This window comes from Planotetraspora kaengkrachanensis (assembly GCF_016862895.1).
In the GTDB taxonomy this organism is placed as follows: Bacteria; Actinomycetota; Actinomycetes; order Streptosporangiales; family Streptosporangiaceae; genus Planotetraspora; species Planotetraspora kaengkrachanensis.
On sequence record NZ_BONV01000019.1, the window covers coordinates 167,216 to 183,202 of the forward strand.

Sequence of the window (15,987 nt, forward strand, 5' to 3'; positions counted from 1 at the left end):
ATCTTCAGGCGTTTCTCCGGTCAGTGCTTGGGGGCGCGCAGCGCGGCCATGTTGTCGTAGCTCACTTCGGAGAACTCGAGCGACTGGTTCGGGTTGGCCGTGCCTCCGGGCGCGTTGTCCTGCTCGTACATCGGGTTGTGGTAGCCCTTCGCGCCCATCTGCGAGAAGAACGTGGCGTAGTCGATGTCGCCGGTGCCGAACGGCACCATGTCGTACCCGTTGCCTGTCGCCGGGTTGGACCTGCCGTCCTTGGCGTGGAACAGGGGGAACCGCTTGGTCTGCTTCTGCACGACGCCGAGCGGGTTGAAGACGTTGGTCTGCGCCGAGCCGTCCGGCGCGGTGTAGTTGCGGTACTTGAACTGGGCCACATGCGCCCAGAAGATGTCCATCTCCAGCCAGACGTGCTCGGGGTTGGTGATCTGCAGGAAGTACTCGAGACGGCGGATGCCGGAGGAGCGGGTGGGCCGGCCCTGGGCGTCCAGAGGCCCGCTGTCGAGGAGGAAGCTGTAGGCGACGTCGTGGTTGTGCGTGTACAGCTTGAGCCCGGCCTCTGAAGCGATCTCGCCGAGGGAGTTCCACTTGTCGGCGGCCACGTCCCAGTCGGCCTTGTAGGCGCTGCCGGTCGGGTCGTTGCCGGTGCCCACGTGCCCGAAGCCCAGGATGTTGGCGATCTCCAGGTGCAGCTTGAACCGGTCGAGGTCGGCCGCGCTGAGAGGCCACGAACCGGGGATGAAGCCGTGGTTGCCCTCGGCCTCGAGACCGTTGTCGTCGAGCCACCCGCGAAGGAGCCGGGCGCCCTCGACGGTCTCCAGGTTGGCGCCGCCCTCGCTGTTCGCGTGCTGGCCGTACCCGGCGAACTCCACCTGACTGAAGCCGATCCGGGACAGCTCCTCGAAGACGGCGCGGAAGCCGGAGGGCAAGGTGGTCGACCGGGGGTCGCGGGAGATCGCGTCGCGGACGGTGTAGAGGATGATGCCGCGCTTGCTCGGCGGCACGAGCGTGCCGCCGCGGCCCTTGGCGGCGGCCTCCGCGGCGGACGAGAGCGGGCCCATGCCCGCGACGGTCGCCGCCGCGGTGAGTCCCGTGGTGGCTGCGAGGAACTGACGTCGGTTGAGGCCTAACCCGCGGCGCAGCGCTCCGGCGGACTGGATCTCTTCTTCGTGCGCAGTCATGTCTTTCCTGACTCCAAAAGGTCGGAATCGCGTGCTTGTTCCCCCGATGCCTGAGCCGCTATGACTCCCTTCCTGCGTCGGACCGGGCTCGCGGAGTGGTCGCCGCCCGGACGGTCACCACAGACGTCGTCGTCGGGCTCACGCAGCTCCCATCGGTCCTTTGCGGAGATCTTGACAAGGAAGTTACGTCGCTTTTTTCAGGATTGGAATAGCTTTCGTTCAGGTTGCTCTAACTTTGTCTTGATTGAGGACAAAGTGTCAGGCTGAGTACTGGAGCGGCCTGGAGACGGACTGAGTCCGTGAGGGCCGGCCGTGCATGATCTGTATGTCGAGGCCGCGGTCTCCACACCGGGTCAGGTGGCCGCGATTTGCCCTGCGGCCGGAGTCGCTCTCGGGGGCAAGCGGATGAACTGTGTCCCGCCGGGACGCCAGGGTGATCGAGCGAACTCGGTCTCCGAGGTCAGGGAGGTGCCTGTGATGATCTTTGTGCGCTGCGCGCTCGAGCGCTGTACTGGAGCGGCTCCCTGGGCCGACTCCTGTTTCTCGGGCACTGTCCGGTCCATCGGTGGGGACTCACCGAGTCAGTTTTGGGCCGGGTCGGATCCTGCGCGACGCGACGATCGAGGCGATCATTTGAGCGGCCTGAAGGGGGGGCTCGTGCTCCCAGATGCGGATAGCAAGCCAACCTTCCGCGGTCAACAGGCCGTCGGTCTCGGCGTCGCGCTCGCGGTTCCGCCTGACCTTTTCGGCCCAATATTCGGCGTTGGTGGCCGACTTGGTGTGGTGCTCCGGGCATCCGTGCCAGAAGCAGCCATCAAGGAACACGGCGATCTTCGCCTTGGGGAACACCATGTCGGCCGTCCGGCGCACGCTCGGCACAGGCCGTGCTGAGACGCGATATCGGAGTCCGAGTGCGTGAGCGGCCTTGCGCAGCGCCAACTCCGGCCGTGTGTCTCGACCTTTGTTGGACTGCATGCTCTTGCGCACGCCAGGGCTGGATGCCTGGGTGGGTCTCGGAACGTTCACAGTGCCTACGTTAGGGAAGCCTGGCAGTGTTCGCGCGAGAGCACCTTAGATCGTCAGGACGAGCGGAGATGCTCGGCGATGTGCTTGGCCAGTGCTTCCGCGAGGGGGATGGGTACGGCATTGCCGATCTGTCGAGCGATCTCCAACTTCGGACCGCACCACTTGAAGTCGTCCGGGAATCCCTGAATGCGTGCTGCCTCGTGGTGTGATAGCGCGCGAGGTTGGTCAGGGTGCAGGTAGCGGCCTTTTTCTGGTTTGAAGAACTCGGTTCGGATCGTCACGGATGGCTTTTCCCAGACGAGTCGCCCCATGACGTCCCCGGATCCTGTGGTGTGCTTCTTCCAGCAAGGCGCCTTGAGATCCTCAGGCAGATGGAAACGGTTACCGCCAGCAGGGATGGCTGCGAAGCGCTTCTCTGAGAGCTCGGTGTAGTTCCGCGTAATGTGCAGTTCCGCCGCGGTATAAGTCCCTGGCACTACCTTGTCGAAGGCCTTGAACTCCCTGCCTGTGGGTAGGTCGACGAGTTCCTGTGGGATCTTGGGATCGAGATCTCCGAGCACGTCCTTTATCGTCTTCCACCCTGTGGGTGCCACTTGCCTGGCAGGCATCTCGATCTGTGCAAGATCCTTACGGGTACCAATGACGATCGCTCGCCGGCGTAGCTGGGCGGCTCCGAAGTCGGTGGCCTTCAACACGTCGAAGTCGATCTGGTAGTCCTGCAGTCTGCCGGTCCTGACCTCGGCTTGCAGTTGTTGGAACTGGTGCGTCTTGAGGAACCTGTCCACGTTCTCCAACAGGAAGGCCTTGGGCTTGACCTTGACCAGAGTGTCGACGTAGCGCTCCCATAGCTCATTGCGCTCATCGTCTTCACGTTTCGCGCCCAGGTTGGAGAAGCCTTGGCAGGGCGGGCCACCAACGACGACATCAGCCGCCGGCAGGTCTCCCTTCACCCAGTCCGCGATGTCTCCTTGATGGACATGGTCCTCGCCGAAATTCGCCGCATAAGTGGCTGCGGCGAAGAGATTCTGCTCGACGGCGGCAATGGGGGTGTAGAGACCCGTTGCCCGGAACCCTGCCGAAAGTCCGCCGCACCCTGCGAAGAGGTCGATCACTCGGAACAGGTGCGTGTTCGACGGCACGGAAGGATCGGACATCGGCCTCTTGCACCGCCTTCCACGCTACTCCGAACCGGTGTTCGCATACTACGAGGTGTCGCCGACAAGATCGAACCAGATGTGCGAAAACGGGTTCCGATGCTATCCGGTGTGGCGGACTTGCGGGCCACGACGAACTTCACGTCCGGTCGGTCGGGCAAGCGGTGTCGGTCGAGCCGGCCTCGGGTCTGGCTCACTGAAATGCGCCGGGTCAGGTCGGGGCTCCTTCTAGTGACCCCGGTACGCCAGTCCTCAGACGCATGACCGTCTCGTTCGTCAGCGCAGAACACAGCTCTCGAACTTGCTGGTCGGAGAGGGCTCGCGCGTCCAGGAATGCCAAGTACCGTCTCAATCGGAACGTGACATCGCGAATCACTGCTCGCCGGGGAACCTGTGCGGGGACTTCGGTGACTGCTCGGGCGATCTCCCGTACGAGACGGGGGTCGCCGCCGATGCTGCGCCGTTCCAGAAGTTGGTTGAGATCACTCTCGCTAAGTGCGGCCAAGACATGTTCGTGTCCGGCGAACACTACAGCCTGCCACCATAGCCGGGCCCACGTGTGTCGGGTGAGGTCGGTTGCGATCCATCGTTCCCTGTTGTCCAGCCCGAAGCGCCACTTGGTCACGTGAGGCAGGGCCACGAGGGAGAGGAAGGACCAGAGATTCCGGTTACCGGCTTCCGCCCATGACAGATCCATGTGGAGACGGATCGCGCTGGCCGCATCTCGGTCGAAGGCGATTCGCGCCTCGGGGCCCGCAGGTTCCGGAAAGCCATACTTTTTGGCCAAAGTGGAGATCGTGTCGATCATTTCACGTACACGCTTTTCCGACACGCGGCCCCCAACGGGAGCCCAGGTTTGGTCCGGGTGGTTCTCCTGTGGGACTGGAGGTCGCCCGGAGGCGAACTCGGCGAACACTGCAGCACTCACGACTGCCGGAAGATGCGGCCATAGTTCACTCACAGGAACATCCGCCCCCTACCGAGGTTTCTGATAGCACCCGAGACCTGAGTCCTGAAATCCGCCAGGTCGCCCGGCGACGGTGGGGTGACGACGGACAATGGCGACGCTGCGAGCGTTCTTGCCAGGACGTCGCCGACGCTGTCCGGCGGCCATTCCTCGCGCTCGGACAGATCTGTACGGAGATGCAGGGCGAGTTCCAGTAGCAGCGCGGCGACTCCCGACTGCAGTTCGTCGAGCAGGGCCTGTTGTCGCTTGTCCTTGCCGCCTCGGGCGACAGCCGCGGTCAGTTCACGGTCGCGCTTATTGATGAGTACGCGGAACGTTCCGTAGAAGGGCGCGATCAGGTCTGTGCTCGTTTCCAGATGCCAACTGGCAGTGGGCGAGAGCCGCGTGTGCGTGAAGTCGATCTCATGGACCGGGAACATGGAGGACATGCTCTCCAGCACCACTCGCTGAACATGTTCTGCAAGAACCGAACCGGGGATTGCGGCCACGCCGACTCCTCGCCCCGTCGGGGGGTGAACCAGGCTGATGGTGCTACGAAGCGTCAGGATTCCGGACAGGCGTTCGCCGACGAGAACGGTGTCGAGGACTGCCGCGCCCAAAGGATCGAACCTCACCGGAGGCGCGGCTTCCGTCATACCAGTCGTCGAACTGGTCCAGGAGATGATCAGGGCGACGTCGCCGAGGTGGAGTCCCGTCTCTTGTACGAAGCGGTCGACGTCGATCTGGACTCGTCGTGCGGTTCTCAGGTCCGTCCCAGGATCCCAACCGTCGACCGCGTCCGGCAACGGACTCCACTCTGTCGCGTCCAGCAACATCCATGGTTCCCACGCGACCGTCCCCGGACTAGGCACTAGGTACGGTCGGACGTCAGCCGGCATCGGACGTCACCTGGCTCACGCGGAAACGAACTACGGCGTCCGGCACGTGTGTGGCGAAGACGTACCAGTCCGATTCCTCTCCTGGGGATATCCGGATGGTCTTATCTTGCACGACGACATCTCCAGAAAACGACTGCCATTGCATGATCCGGGGCACGGAGGCACCCAACGGGGGCTCACTCTCGCGGCCACCCCCTTCCAGGACGACTTCGACGTCCGCGGACAGGACTCGCGCGACGTCCGCCGCAGGGACCTTGACGACGGCGACCAAGTACGGTTGCTGTTGGTGGACCCGCAACATCGGTGTTCCGATCAACCGGGGCTTCCCCCCTCGTCGCAGCGTCGTACCGCCGTTCGAGCCGTTACCGCCGTTGCTGCCGAGCCCACCTCCGAAACCACCGGCATCGTGGCCTGTATCACCGGTCTTGTGCTCGCCGCTCAACCGAGCGGGGACGAGGCCGGCGAGCAGTGCCGATAATTGCCCCAGGCCTTGGCCACCTGGGCCGCCAGCCTGGGGTCCAATGCCGAGGCGCTCGTCCAACTGCTTCTGCACGAAGGTCCGTGCTCCCACGACGACCCCTCGCGCGGCTCCGCTGAGTCCCTTGGACACCCAGTCGTCGTGCGTCGGTGGCTCGGCGGACGCGAACAACGCATCGGCGTCCTCTGACGCCTTGAACACGCCACCGTAGGCCAGGCGTGGGTCCGGATGCAGCGGCCCGGGAAGGTAGTCCACCACGAGTTCAGCGACGCGCATACGGGCGACATGGTGCGAAGGTCCTTCGAACGGCCTCGCCGCCGCGATCACCAGACGCGTACTTTCACCGCCGGCGGCTCCCAGAGCCATCGCGAAGGAACCGGCATGCTTTGGAGGGACAGTCCGTGAGTAAGCGGCACCCTTACCCGCCCGAACCTCACGTAGAGCTTCGGCGAAGGGCGCCAACTCGTCGAAGCTGTCAGGTTCGGGAACGGGAACCCCCGCGCCATCGACACCCACAACGAAGTGCATCCGATGTCCGTGCTGATCCGGGACCATCTTCGACCACAGGTTCCACAGGATTGAAGACGAGATGAAGGTCGCGGCCTCCTGGGGCGTACGCTCACGTGCATTCGTCTCGGATCCGTTAGGCCCCAGATCGGCGGCGAGAACCACGATGTCCGTGCCGGTGCGGCCATCTGCGAAGCCCGGCAATTTCAATCTCTTCGAAACCGCGTCCGCCTGTTCGGCGAGCACTGGGTCGGGCACGTCGTCCTTTGCTACGAGGCCCCACCAGTGGCGACCGGTGAAAAGGCGATCGTCGAGATGCCAACTGTGTCCAAGCGCGGCACCCATCAATCGACGACCAGAGGCGCCCCCTGCGGCCGTGTGGGTATCCACGAGGATCGCGCCCACCTGACTGAGCCGATAGAAGATTCCCTTCCCGAATCCATAGGTGCCGCCGCCGAACTCGTGATCGCTCGGCTCACCAACATTACGGATGAACTGGACGAAATCCGGCGTCTCCCCATGGGATCGTTCACCTGCGCGAAGCGGACCGCCCAGCCCTCTGGTATTCCGGTCAGAGATCACCAGCACAACTGATTCGGGTCGTAGAGCCTTGTCGAGGTCGACGTTCGACCCGCTCTGTGGTCCGGGCAGCAGCAATTCGCGCCAGGCATGAACGTCGTCGCCGAGCACGCGAACATCGACACGGAACTCCACCACACCATCGGGCAGGTGTGCATCCCAACTGTTCTGCGCCGCCTCGCGTACCAGGACGGTCAACGGATCCAGCGCCGGCCGACCCAACTGCTTGACGATGCCCTCAGCCGCAGCCGATCCTTCCGGTGCGAACGGCTGTGACCACCAGCGAACACTCAACGAACGGCCTCCTCGGCGATTTCAGCCAGCGATGCCCCGGCGCTGAATGGAAGCAACGAAGCCAGGTCGACCTGATAACTGAGGTTTCCGATGCCCAGCGGGAGTGAACCCGCGACGAGGGACGACGGTACGACGCGGGGTGTGTTGAACCCGACCACAAGTCGGAGTACCTCATCGATCGAAAAAGTGTCGAGGTCAGGGCGATCAGGTTGGTTCGACCAACCTGCAGCCGATAATCGCGTGCGAAGGTCCGCGCGCGATGCGACCGCACCGCGGAGTTGATCTACAAGGTCGCTTACTGTTCGGCCGTCAGGGTCTTCCACCACGCTTAAGAGGACGAGGTCCAGTGGGCGTTCGTCGTGGGTGTTGAGTTGCTCCAACCCATGGATCACGATGCTGTCGCTCACAGCGCTGAGCCCCTTCACCTCAAGACACCGGGTGGTCGCCTCGAAGTCGTGCGGTTCGTTGAGCGGTCCCCGCCACGCATCCACAGGGAACGCGGGATCCGCTTCGACAAGAGATGAGAGGACCGTGAGCTCGGCGAACAGGCCCAACTTCGCTTGACGCGACAGACCGCGAAGCAGACTGCTTCGAAAGAGCCGCCTCCATCGCATGACCGCATCGATCGCCGCCGATGCCGGTCGCTGGGCATCGGACACGGCCTCCAGCACATCGGTCACGATCTCGTCGAACTCCGAAAAGAGGTCCGACTCTGCGCACGATACATCGACGTACGCGAGCGCCGGGCCTCCGAAGTGCAGCTTACGAATCGCCATCTCGAGCACCGCCGGTTTGGGGTCGACGGACACTGTCTCGTCGATGGCAGGAACAAGGAGATGGCGAGCGCCCTTGCCGTCGAGCGCCACGCGGCACGGCTCTGCACCGCACACGACGTCCAGCGGGAAGGAAGAGAGATCCCTTGCGCGCGGGGGCATCAGAACAGCCCATGCTCGCTCCAGCATGCTCGCTTCGATCTCCGTCACGACATCTCCTCGGTGTCGGTGTCGAGAGCCTCGTCGACGTTCTCGCTCTCGACATCCGTCAGGTCAACCGCGACATGGGTGGCCTGAACGCTCTTCGTCCGAACGTCTCCGGGGAAGGTGATTCCCAAGCCGACCACCGCCGCCACCGCCCCGAGCGCTACACGCAGCGGAGTCGCCGTATCGGTGTCCTGCTTCGGGTTGACGGGCTCACTCGTCGGCTCGATCAGGTAGAGGACGACCAGACCCCGGTCGTGATGGATCGGATCGCTGTTACGCAGTGCGACGAGATCGCTCTCGCTCAGTGCTCGTGCTTCCGCGGCCGTAAGACCAAGATCAAGCGCGCGATCCTGCTTGCTCATCAGCGTCTTGATGTCGGCGCGTTCGGCGTTGAGGTCGTGCGGGTTAAGCCGGGACCGAATCGAGTACCTGACGTCCAGGCCGCCCAGCTTGGCATCTCCGCCCTCACCGATGACGACGGCGACGGACCAGGTCGCCAGGCTCGGGGGATCGCTCGTGAGTTGCTGGTCGATGTACTTGACCATGAGCGTTGGATCCAGGTCGGGGGAGTCCTCGTGCACTTGGTATCGCGAGAGGAAGGTCTTCACGAGCGACACCGGAACGTCGCGAATCAGCCGGGCCCCACCCACGTCCTCGATCCGACCGTGCCGGACCGCCTCCTGGACCAGGTTCTCCGCGGCCTGGCGGTTGCCGTCCAGCCAGTCGGTATCTTCGTGCTTGAAGTACCGGGTTTGCAATCGACGTCCGGCGTAAGAGATGAAAGCCGGCTGGGCCGCGCCCATCTTGGCCGTGATCCGGAGCGCCGGGTGCGTTCGGATCCTCACCGCCACCTGGGTCGGCGTCAGGTTCTCCCGCTGATAACGGTCGATATCGTCCCGCATCTCGTGTTCGACGGTGGCGAGATGCCGGAACGCCGCAGAGAGGCTGGGCGTCATCCAGATCCTCGGAAGATCCTCGAATCCGGTCCGATACCCGAACCAGCGTCCCATCTGGAGCAGGGTGTCGTACGCCGTAGCACCCCTGACGAAGAAGCTGACGACAAGGCCTTCCAATGTCAGCCCTCGGGACAGGGTGTTACCGCCCACGGCGATGGCGACCACGGAGGGGTCGGAGTAGTTGAGTCGGTCCTGACTCCGGTAGTTGTCGAGAATGATGCGCGTGGCCGCGAGGACGTCGTCCAGGTGCGGCAGCACGTCGTCGAACGAGTTCTGCTTCCGGTCGAAGTCCTCGGCCGGAACCCGTGACGACTCCTTCTCCCATAGGTTTCGCCACTCATCGAGGGTCTCGGGACGACCGGAGGCGAGTCCCTCCCTGGCCTGTTGCCGTAGCGTCTCCAAGGGCGCCCGATAGCTCTCGTGAACGGCGATCTTGACGGATGTGTGGATGAGCATCGTGCTGTGGCCGCTGTCACCGCGCGCCCGGCGAGCGGCCGTGGCCAACCAGAACCAGCGGACTGCCGTCACCAATTCGTCGATCATGGTGGGAGTGAACCCATCCGCGGGTTCCTTGCTGCCAGGACGTAAGAGGGGGACGTCCTCCTCCGCAACGAGGCGGACCATGTCATAACCGTCCGGCGGACCCTGATCGTCGGCGGGCTCCCCTTCGACCGCATCACGACCGAAAATCTTTTCGGGGCCGAAGTATCCGTCGGGACGTGGCAAATTGAGAATGAACGACTTCGGATACAGATCGTCTTGCGTGGGATCCACGAAAACGTTGGCGAAAGGCGTTGCGGTGTAGCCGACGTACGTGCACCGCGGCATCAGGCTCAAGAGTCTTCGGATGAGCGGGTTGATTCGGCCCGTGGCCACCGAGGCCTGATCCGCCTCGTCATCGATGATCAGGACTGGTGCGGCCTCGAGCGCTTTCCGCCCGTTGGGCGTGTCCAGCCACTTGATGAGCTTGCTGAGTACAGCGGCGTTCTTCTTGACGACCGCCAGAACCGTCTTTTCTGGACTTAGTGCGGCCGAGGCGTCGTGTGACGGCTTCACGAAGTCGCGAGACTCCTCCGTCAGCGTCACCCAACGGTCGGGGTTGAGGTCCTTCAGATACTGGTCAAGGCGCACCTGCGTCTGACGGCGAAGTCCGTTGTGGATGCCGGAGAGCACGATGACAAGGCGGTACTGCACGTCCGCCAACTTCGCGATGACGGCGGTGAAGTTGGTGGTCTTTCCGCTCTGTACGTAGCCGACCACGAGTCCCTTCGCGTCCCACTTGGAACGTTCCGGCCGTGGAGTATGGGCGACAACGGTGCTGGAGGAATGATCCACGGAGGAAGTCCGGTCGTCCGGCCATCCTTCGGCCTTGAATCGGTCCTTCAGCGCCAGCCAATAACGGTCGGACTCCCCTGGTCCGCTGTACCAGTCGTCTGATCCGGCCGTGATGATTGGCGGACCACCGGCCTGTACCTTCGCCTTGTCGGCCTCGAACTGACGGCGAAACTCGTCGACGGTTTCTTTCGGTAGCGACGAAAAGCTGGCCACAGCCGCCTCGACGCCGTTTCGCCTGGCCCAGTCCGCGAAGACGGTGTAAAGGCCCAAGGTTCACCACCTTTTTTCCCCATCATAGGGGAGATATTCGGTCGAAAAGAAGCCATCACAAGCGAGCTTTCTGTGACGGGCGCACATCGAGTAGTTGATTTGTGGCGAACTATCCTGTGTCGAATTCAGTGGGGGTCGATGGTCATGCTGGCGGCTCCGGTCATGCTCTAACGCGGTGGATGGACAGGTGGGCGAGGACGGCGTGGTTGGCCTCCCAGCCGTCGGGGAACTTGACGGGCACGTTGAGCTGGACGCGTCCCGTGGACGGATGGTTGTCGAGCAGCTCGGCGATCCCCGCGCGGGCGACGACGATGCAGGCCTGGCGGTGGCGTGAGGTGAGCACGCACAGGCGGCCGGATTCGAGGTGGAACGCGGTGGCGTCGCGCCGTCCCGACAACGGGTGCAGGACGATGGTGACGTCGTATTCGCGGCCCTGAAGCCGGTTGGCGGTGTCGACGGTGACACCGGCCGGCACGCCGGCGGCGCGGATCGCGGCGACCTGGTCGTTGTGGGCGCAGCCGATGGCGATGCGGTCGGGACCCACGTCGTGTGAGCCGTTCTCGTCGCGGGCGACGGCTCCTCGCTGGAGGAGGCGGGTGGCCAGGCCGGCGCAGGCCTGTACGGCCTCGGCGTCGGTGCGGATCGTGTGGCGGCTCGGAAGCTCATGCAGTGCCCACCCGGTGGCGGCGGCCTCGTTGAGCGTGCGGTCCCACGGCACCGGGAAGCCGGCGGTGGTGAGCTGAAGCTCACGGTCGCCGGCGGCCGTACCGGACCGGAACGACGCGAAGGGATAGAACGCCTCGGACACGAGGGGAGCGGCGCTCGCCGGGAGCCGCCACGAGACGGGCAGCCGGTGTACGGGCAGGTCGTTGAGGCGTCCGATGACGGCGACGGCGCTCTGCATCGGGTCCCAGGCGAGGCCGGCCCAGCGTTCGGTGTCGACGACGGAGAACGGGTCGAGCTGGCCGGGATCGCCGACGAACAGGGCGCGGTCGAACAGGGCGGCGATGGCCAGCAGCTTGTCGGAGCGCATCTGGTAGGCCTCGTCGACGATCGCCCAGGTCCAGGTGCGGTCGGACACGTAGGCCCACTTGTCGGCCGTGGCGATCACCACCGTGCAGGCCTCGACCTGGTCGATCTTGTTGGAGGCGGTGACGCCCGGGTGGCGCGTCACCCTGGGCGGCACGGAGAATCCGTCGCTGTGCAGGCGGCCGATGGACAACGTGGGGACCTTGGTCGCCAGTTTGTCTGTGAGGTCGTCAACCTGCTCGTTGGTCTGCGCCACGATCATGAGCCGCTCACTGGCGTCGGCGAGGGTCGTGGCCGCGGTGACGACCAGGGTCGTCTTGCCGGCTCCCGGCGGGGAGTCCACGATCACTCCCCGGTGCGGGCCGCCGATGAAGTCGGCCAGGATGGCTTCGGTCGCCTCCGCGGCCGCCTGCCCGGGAGTCGTCGTGATCATGACCAGGCCTCCTGGGCGTCCTCGTCGGTGGGCATGTAGGGCTCGGGCGGGCCGCCGTGTGTCCACGGGGTGTCCTCGCCGGCGGGCAGGCGCGGACGTTGCCCGCCGCCGGGGTCGAGTTCGGCGTAGCAGACGACGTCGCCGACCACGGGCAGGCTGCCGGGGGCCGGGGTGGCGCCGCGGCCCATCTGGTCGTTGACCTGGATGACGACGAGGTCGCCGGTGATGTCGACGATCTCGGTCTTCTGCTTGCGGTTGCGGCTGGAGACGAGCCTCCTGCCCGGCGAGAGCCGTACGGGATCGCCCGTGCGGATCGTGACGAGGGGCCGGGGCGCCGGACGAGTTTTGCCGGCGGGGACGATCCGCCGGGTGGCGTCCACCGCGACGACCTCGCCGGAGAACGCCTTGCCGGCGACCCGGTGCTCGGTCATGACGAGGGGGTCGTCGAAGGCGCGTTGCGCCTCATAGGCCTGCAGGGCGGATTCCAGGTCGGCCAGGCGGATGGCCGCGCTGACGGCGCCGTCGACGCGGCCCCGTGGGAAGCCTCCGTCGGCGAGGCGGGCGGTCTCACGGGTGAACTGGTCACGGTCCCTCGCCCAGCGGGCCTCGACCGTCGCCGCTTCGGGAAGCCCGCGCAGTAATCGGACGCCCTGCCACATGAGCGTCCAGGTCGGCTCCAGCTGGCTCCGCAGCGCCTCGCGGATCTGGGCCGGCGACCCCGACGTCTCGTACGCCTGAATCGCGTGCACCAGCACCTGGCCGTCGAAGTCGGGATGCGTCTCGGGCCCGGCGGGCGGTGAGGTGAGCGGGTCCTCCGCGGCCAGGGCGGCCTCGGGCCCGTTCTTGCCGTCAGGTGGAGCGATCCACGCGAGCTGCGTGGCGAGGCTGGCGTCCTCCATCGAGCTCTGCCCGGTGGCCCAGTGGAGGGCGAGCGCGTCGGTCATGGAGACCAGCGACGACGATCCCGCGTATTCGGCTCGCTCGGCGAGGAAGGTCAGCCACTGGCCGAGGACCGGCACGGAAGGGTGAACCGGGTAGGGCCCGTCGGTACGGCGGAACCTGGTCGAGCGGCCGAGCAGTTTGGCGAAGGCGACGCCGCCGCGGTTGGGCACCAGGAGTTGCGGCGCGTCGGCGCACCGTTCGTACGGAGTCTTCGCCTCGACGGTCTCGGTGACCCCGGCGAAACCCTCGATGTAGGGCAGCAGCACTTCTGCGAGTTCGGCCATGAAGGCGAAGCGCAGGTCACGGTTGCGCGGTTGGGGGACCAACAGGAGTCGCGGGTTCGCCGGGTCGGTGCCGACGAGCGCCCCCAGCGGCGCCGCGGCCTCTCCGGCGAGCTTCAGGGGGATGAACACCATCGGTGCGGCGGACAGATGCACGTGCCGTACGGTCGCGACGGGCTGAGCGCACCCGGTCTGTACGGCCAGTGCCCGCGCGTAGGAGCTCATGATGCTCAAGCGACGGCCTCCGTGTAGATCCGCCGGACGTAGCGCAGCTGTTCGGCGATTTCGAGCTGTTCGGTGGACGGCAGCCGGCTCCCGTCGGCGAGGCCGAGGACGGCGGGGACGGACTCGATGCCACCCAGTTCGTCTCTGGCTGCACGCCCGAGCATGTCCGTCGACCCGTTGTCGCGCGCTTCCGCACGGCAGAAGAGGGACATTTCACAGCTCGCCAGGCATTCGGGTGCGAACCGCGCGTCGACGGTGGCGACCGCCTTGCTCACCTCGTCCGGCGACTGCGTCTCGAGGTCGAAGGTGATCCCGAGCGGCAGTTCGTCGAGGATGCGGTCGATGCGGGGCAGCCGGGACAGCTGCCGCTCGAGTGCGGCCAACTGCTGGCGGACGTCGAGCAGCGTCGCGGTGGGGTGGTTGGCGAAGTCCTTGGGGCAGACCAGCACGACGTTGTGGGAGACCCGCTCGGGGTCGAGCCCCTCGGCGGCGAACAGCGCACGCAGCGCGTGCACGTAGACCGCGGACTGGCGGGCCGCCGCCGCCACCTGTCCGGCGTCGGCCTGGTCGTCGATGACGGCGAAGGACTTGATCTCCACGATGTGGAAGCGGCCCTCGATCTGGAAGGCGATGACGGCCGGCTCGAGGTAGACCTCGTGGCCCGCGACGGTGAGCTTGAGCAGCGGGTGGTCGAAGAGGGTGCCGGCTCCGTCTCCGTCGGTGGCGGCTCGCTTGAGCAGCGCCCGCGTGCGGGTGTGCCGTACGTGGTGGTCGTCGTTTCCCCCGACGTCGGAGATGTCGGCGTAGGACGCCTCGGAGATCGACAGGTCGAGCGTGTCGCGCAGCAGACGCAGCAGGTGAGCGCAGCCGTTCGCCTTGACGAGGGCGTCGAAGGACTTGGCCCGGGTGATCGCGAACGGGGACTGCCCGAAAGGAGCAGGAAAGCCGACGTGGACGGCCGTCTTCTGCTTGTCGACCCCGGCGGCGTCCAGCAGGGCGCGCCGGTCGCAGCCGGGGTTGACGGCGAGCGCGGCGATGGTGCGGGCGTTGTGGTCGAGAGGCTCGGCGGGGCCGCGGAGCGTGTCGAGACGGGTCACGCGGTCCTCGCCGTCTTCAGCCCGGCGCCGAACAACTGGGTGACCTCGTTCAGTTGCCGCTCCGCGCGTTGGGCGGCCTCGCCGCGGTGACTGATGTCGCTCTCCTCGTGTACGGCGAGTTCGGCGCCGGCGGCGGCGATCACCTGGGTGGGATCGGCCTGGTCGAAGCCGTCGACGGCTCCCGGGATGTTCTGTGCCATCCGCGTCAGCAGGCGGTAGGCGGACGGCGAGGCGTCCTCGCCCGCGCCGGTGAGCCGCATGATGTGCTCGGCGATGCGGGTGGCCGAGGTCAGGAAGTCCGCGCGAGGGCTGAGCGGTCCGATGATGCGGTTCTGCATCGGCCAGGTGCTGACGGCCAGCAGCCCACGCGCCGGCGACAACAGCTCGGAGGTCAGCGCCGCACACAGGTAGTACGGCCGGGCGTACGGCGAGCCGCGGAAGGACTTCTCCTCGTCCCGGCGCAGGCTGGTCAGCTGGCTGGTGGTGATGTGGCCGGCGAAGAAGGCCTCGTTGACCGTCACGATCATCTTGGTGGCCGTCGGCACGCCGAGCAGGGTCAGCGCCTGATGGACCTGCTCGCGTACGGGGAGGAGGGGGGCCTTGGCCGGCTCGGGCTCGGGCTCGAGCGCGTCGTCCCAGGCCCGCTCGGCGGTGCGGAGCTCGGCACGCAACGTCCGGACGGTCGCGTGATCCCCGGCGGCTTTGGTGGCCCGTATCTCCGAACGAAGCTCGGCGATCCGTTTTTCCAGAGCGTCTAGTTCCACGGTCCCGCAGCGTATCAGAGGTCCCACGGGAAACCTATGAATTCCACTTGCTTCCATGGATTTCCAGTATTACCGTTTCATGGCACAACGCTGGTGATGGGAGTGAGCGATGCGACCTCTGCGACAGGGACGTGCGATCCATCTGCTGGACATCGAGAACCTGGCGGGTTGTCCCCAGCCCAGTACGGAAGAGGTCGAGCACGTCATGGACGCCTATCGCCGGCTGGTGCTGATCGGCCCGATGGACCAGTTCATGGTCGCGGTCAACCACAACGCGCTCGTCGGAGTCGGCCTGGCCTTCCGCGGCGTGCAGTTGCTCACGCGTTCCGGCCCCGACGGCGCGGACAGCGCGTTATCGGAGACCGCGCTCGCCGATCGGGTGGATCTGCGGTTCGAGCGCGTCGTCATCGGGTCGGGTGACGGCTACTTCGCCGACCTGGCGCGGTGGCTCGCCGATCACGGCGTCCAGGTCTTCGTCGTCGCCCGCCCCAGGAGCCTCAGCTGGCGCCTGTACGCGGCGGCCCGCGAGTTCGCCTACCTCGACCCCGCTACGCACGAGGCAGCCTGAGCGTGGATGCGGGATGAGATCGGCGACTCGAGTCTGCGTACGGCCGTGCCGA

At 65.8% G+C, this 15,987-nt stretch carries 13 protein-coding genes; 1 reads left to right on the top strand and 12 read right to left on the bottom strand.

Annotation, left to right across the window (positions count from 1 at the left end; translation table 11 throughout):
- Positions 1–20: 20 nt before the first annotated feature.
- The 12 genes from Pka01_RS22165 to Pka01_RS22220 all read right to left on the bottom strand — a co-directional run bounded on the left by Pka01_RS22165 (position 21) and on the right by Pka01_RS22220 (position 15,367).
- Positions 21–1,172 carry a sugar phosphate isomerase/epimerase family protein gene (locus tag Pka01_RS22165; protein ID WP_203884745.1) on the bottom strand — a complete coding sequence of 384 codons (1,152 nt, stop codon included), beginning with the start codon at positions 1,170–1,172 and terminating at the stop codon, positions 21–23.
- A gap of 573 nt (positions 1,173–1,745) precedes the next feature.
- A complete protein-coding gene (locus Pka01_RS22170; RefSeq protein ID WP_275414492.1) occupies positions 1,746–2,198 on the bottom strand; it encodes a very short patch repair endonuclease in 453 nt (150 codons plus the stop codon).
- A 53-nt stretch (positions 2,199–2,251) separates the two neighbouring features.
- Positions 2,252–3,352 (bottom strand): DNA cytosine methyltransferase, encoded by a 1,101-nt coding sequence (locus tag Pka01_RS22175; RefSeq protein WP_203884746.1) that lies wholly within the window; start codon positions 3,350–3,352, stop codon positions 2,252–2,254.
- Between the two features lie 211 nt (positions 3,353–3,563).
- The gene (locus tag Pka01_RS22180) at positions 3,564–4,313 is read right to left on the bottom strand and encodes a DUF6339 family protein (RefSeq protein ID WP_486357947.1); all 750 of its coding nucleotides are present in this window, start codon (positions 4,311–4,313) and stop codon (positions 3,564–3,566) included.
- Positions 4,310–5,134: a hypothetical protein gene (locus Pka01_RS22185; protein WP_203884748.1), complete on the bottom strand. Its 825-nt coding sequence runs from the start codon at positions 5,132–5,134 to the stop codon at positions 4,310–4,312. The genes Pka01_RS22180 and Pka01_RS22185 overlap by 4 nt, the downstream gene beginning before the upstream one ends.
- Positions 5,135–5,186: 52 nt before the next feature.
- Positions 5,187–7,055, bottom strand: coding sequence for a hypothetical protein (locus Pka01_RS22190; RefSeq protein WP_203884749.1), 1,869 nt, complete (start codon positions 7,053–7,055; stop codon positions 5,187–5,189).
- Positions 7,052–8,038, bottom strand: coding sequence for a PD-(D/E)XK motif protein (locus tag Pka01_RS22195; RefSeq protein ID WP_203884750.1), 987 nt, complete (start codon positions 8,036–8,038; stop codon positions 7,052–7,054). The genes Pka01_RS22190 and Pka01_RS22195 overlap by 4 nt, the downstream gene beginning before the upstream one ends.
- A complete protein-coding gene (locus tag Pka01_RS22200; RefSeq protein ID WP_203884751.1) occupies positions 8,035–10,596 on the bottom strand; it encodes a Z1 domain-containing protein in 2,562 nt (853 codons plus the stop codon). The genes Pka01_RS22195 and Pka01_RS22200 overlap by 4 nt, the downstream gene beginning before the upstream one ends.
- A 160-nt stretch (positions 10,597–10,756) precedes the next feature.
- Positions 10,757–12,058, bottom strand: a complete 1,302-nt coding sequence (locus Pka01_RS22205) for an AAA family ATPase (RefSeq protein WP_203884752.1) — start codon at positions 12,056–12,058, stop codon at positions 10,757–10,759.
- Positions 12,055–13,506: a hypothetical protein gene (locus Pka01_RS22210; RefSeq protein ID WP_239115193.1), complete on the bottom strand. Its 1,452-nt coding sequence runs from the start codon at positions 13,504–13,506 to the stop codon at positions 12,055–12,057. Before Pka01_RS22210 ends, Pka01_RS22205 begins: the two co-directional genes overlap by 4 nt.
- 5 nt (positions 13,507–13,511) lie before the next feature.
- Entirely contained in the window at positions 13,512–14,603 is a 1,092-nt protein-coding gene (locus tag Pka01_RS22215) for a hypothetical protein (RefSeq protein ID WP_203884754.1), read from the bottom strand.
- On the bottom strand, positions 14,600–15,367 hold the full coding sequence (locus Pka01_RS22220) for a hypothetical protein (RefSeq protein ID WP_203884755.1): 768 nt from the start codon (positions 15,365–15,367) through the stop codon (positions 14,600–14,602). Before Pka01_RS22220 ends, Pka01_RS22215 begins: the two co-directional genes overlap by 4 nt.
- A gap of 109 nt (positions 15,368–15,476) precedes the next feature.
- Here Pka01_RS22220 and Pka01_RS22225 point away from each other — a divergent pair, with 109 nt between their 5' ends.
- Positions 15,477–15,935 carry an NYN domain-containing protein gene (locus Pka01_RS22225; protein WP_203884756.1) on the top strand — a complete coding sequence of 153 codons (459 nt, stop codon included), beginning with the start codon at positions 15,477–15,479 and terminating at the stop codon, positions 15,933–15,935.
- Positions 15,936–15,987 lie beyond the last annotated feature (52 nt).

Bases quoted from the DNA above. Each gene is read 5' to 3' on its own strand.
- Pka01_RS22165 (WP_203884745.1), bottom strand. From the start codon at position 1,172: ATGACTGCGCACGAAGAAGAGATCCAGTCCGCCGGAGCGCTGCGCCGC.
- Pka01_RS22185 (WP_203884748.1), bottom strand. From the start codon at position 5,134: ATGTTGCTGGACGCGACAGAGTGGAGTCCGTTGCCGGACGCGGTCGAC.
- Pka01_RS22175 (WP_203884746.1), bottom strand. From the start codon at position 3,352: ATGTCCGATCCTTCCGTGCCGTCGAACACGCACCTGTTCCGAGTGATC.
- Pka01_RS22210 (WP_239115193.1), bottom strand. From the start codon at position 13,506: ATGAGCTCCTACGCGCGGGCACTGGCCGTACAGACCGGGTGCGCTCAG.
- Pka01_RS22205 (WP_203884752.1), bottom strand. From the start codon at position 12,058: ATGATCACGACGACTCCCGGGCAGGCGGCCGCGGAGGCGACCGAAGCC.
- Pka01_RS22225 (WP_203884756.1), top strand. From the start codon at position 15,477: ATGCGACCTCTGCGACAGGGACGTGCGATCCATCTGCTGGACATCGAG.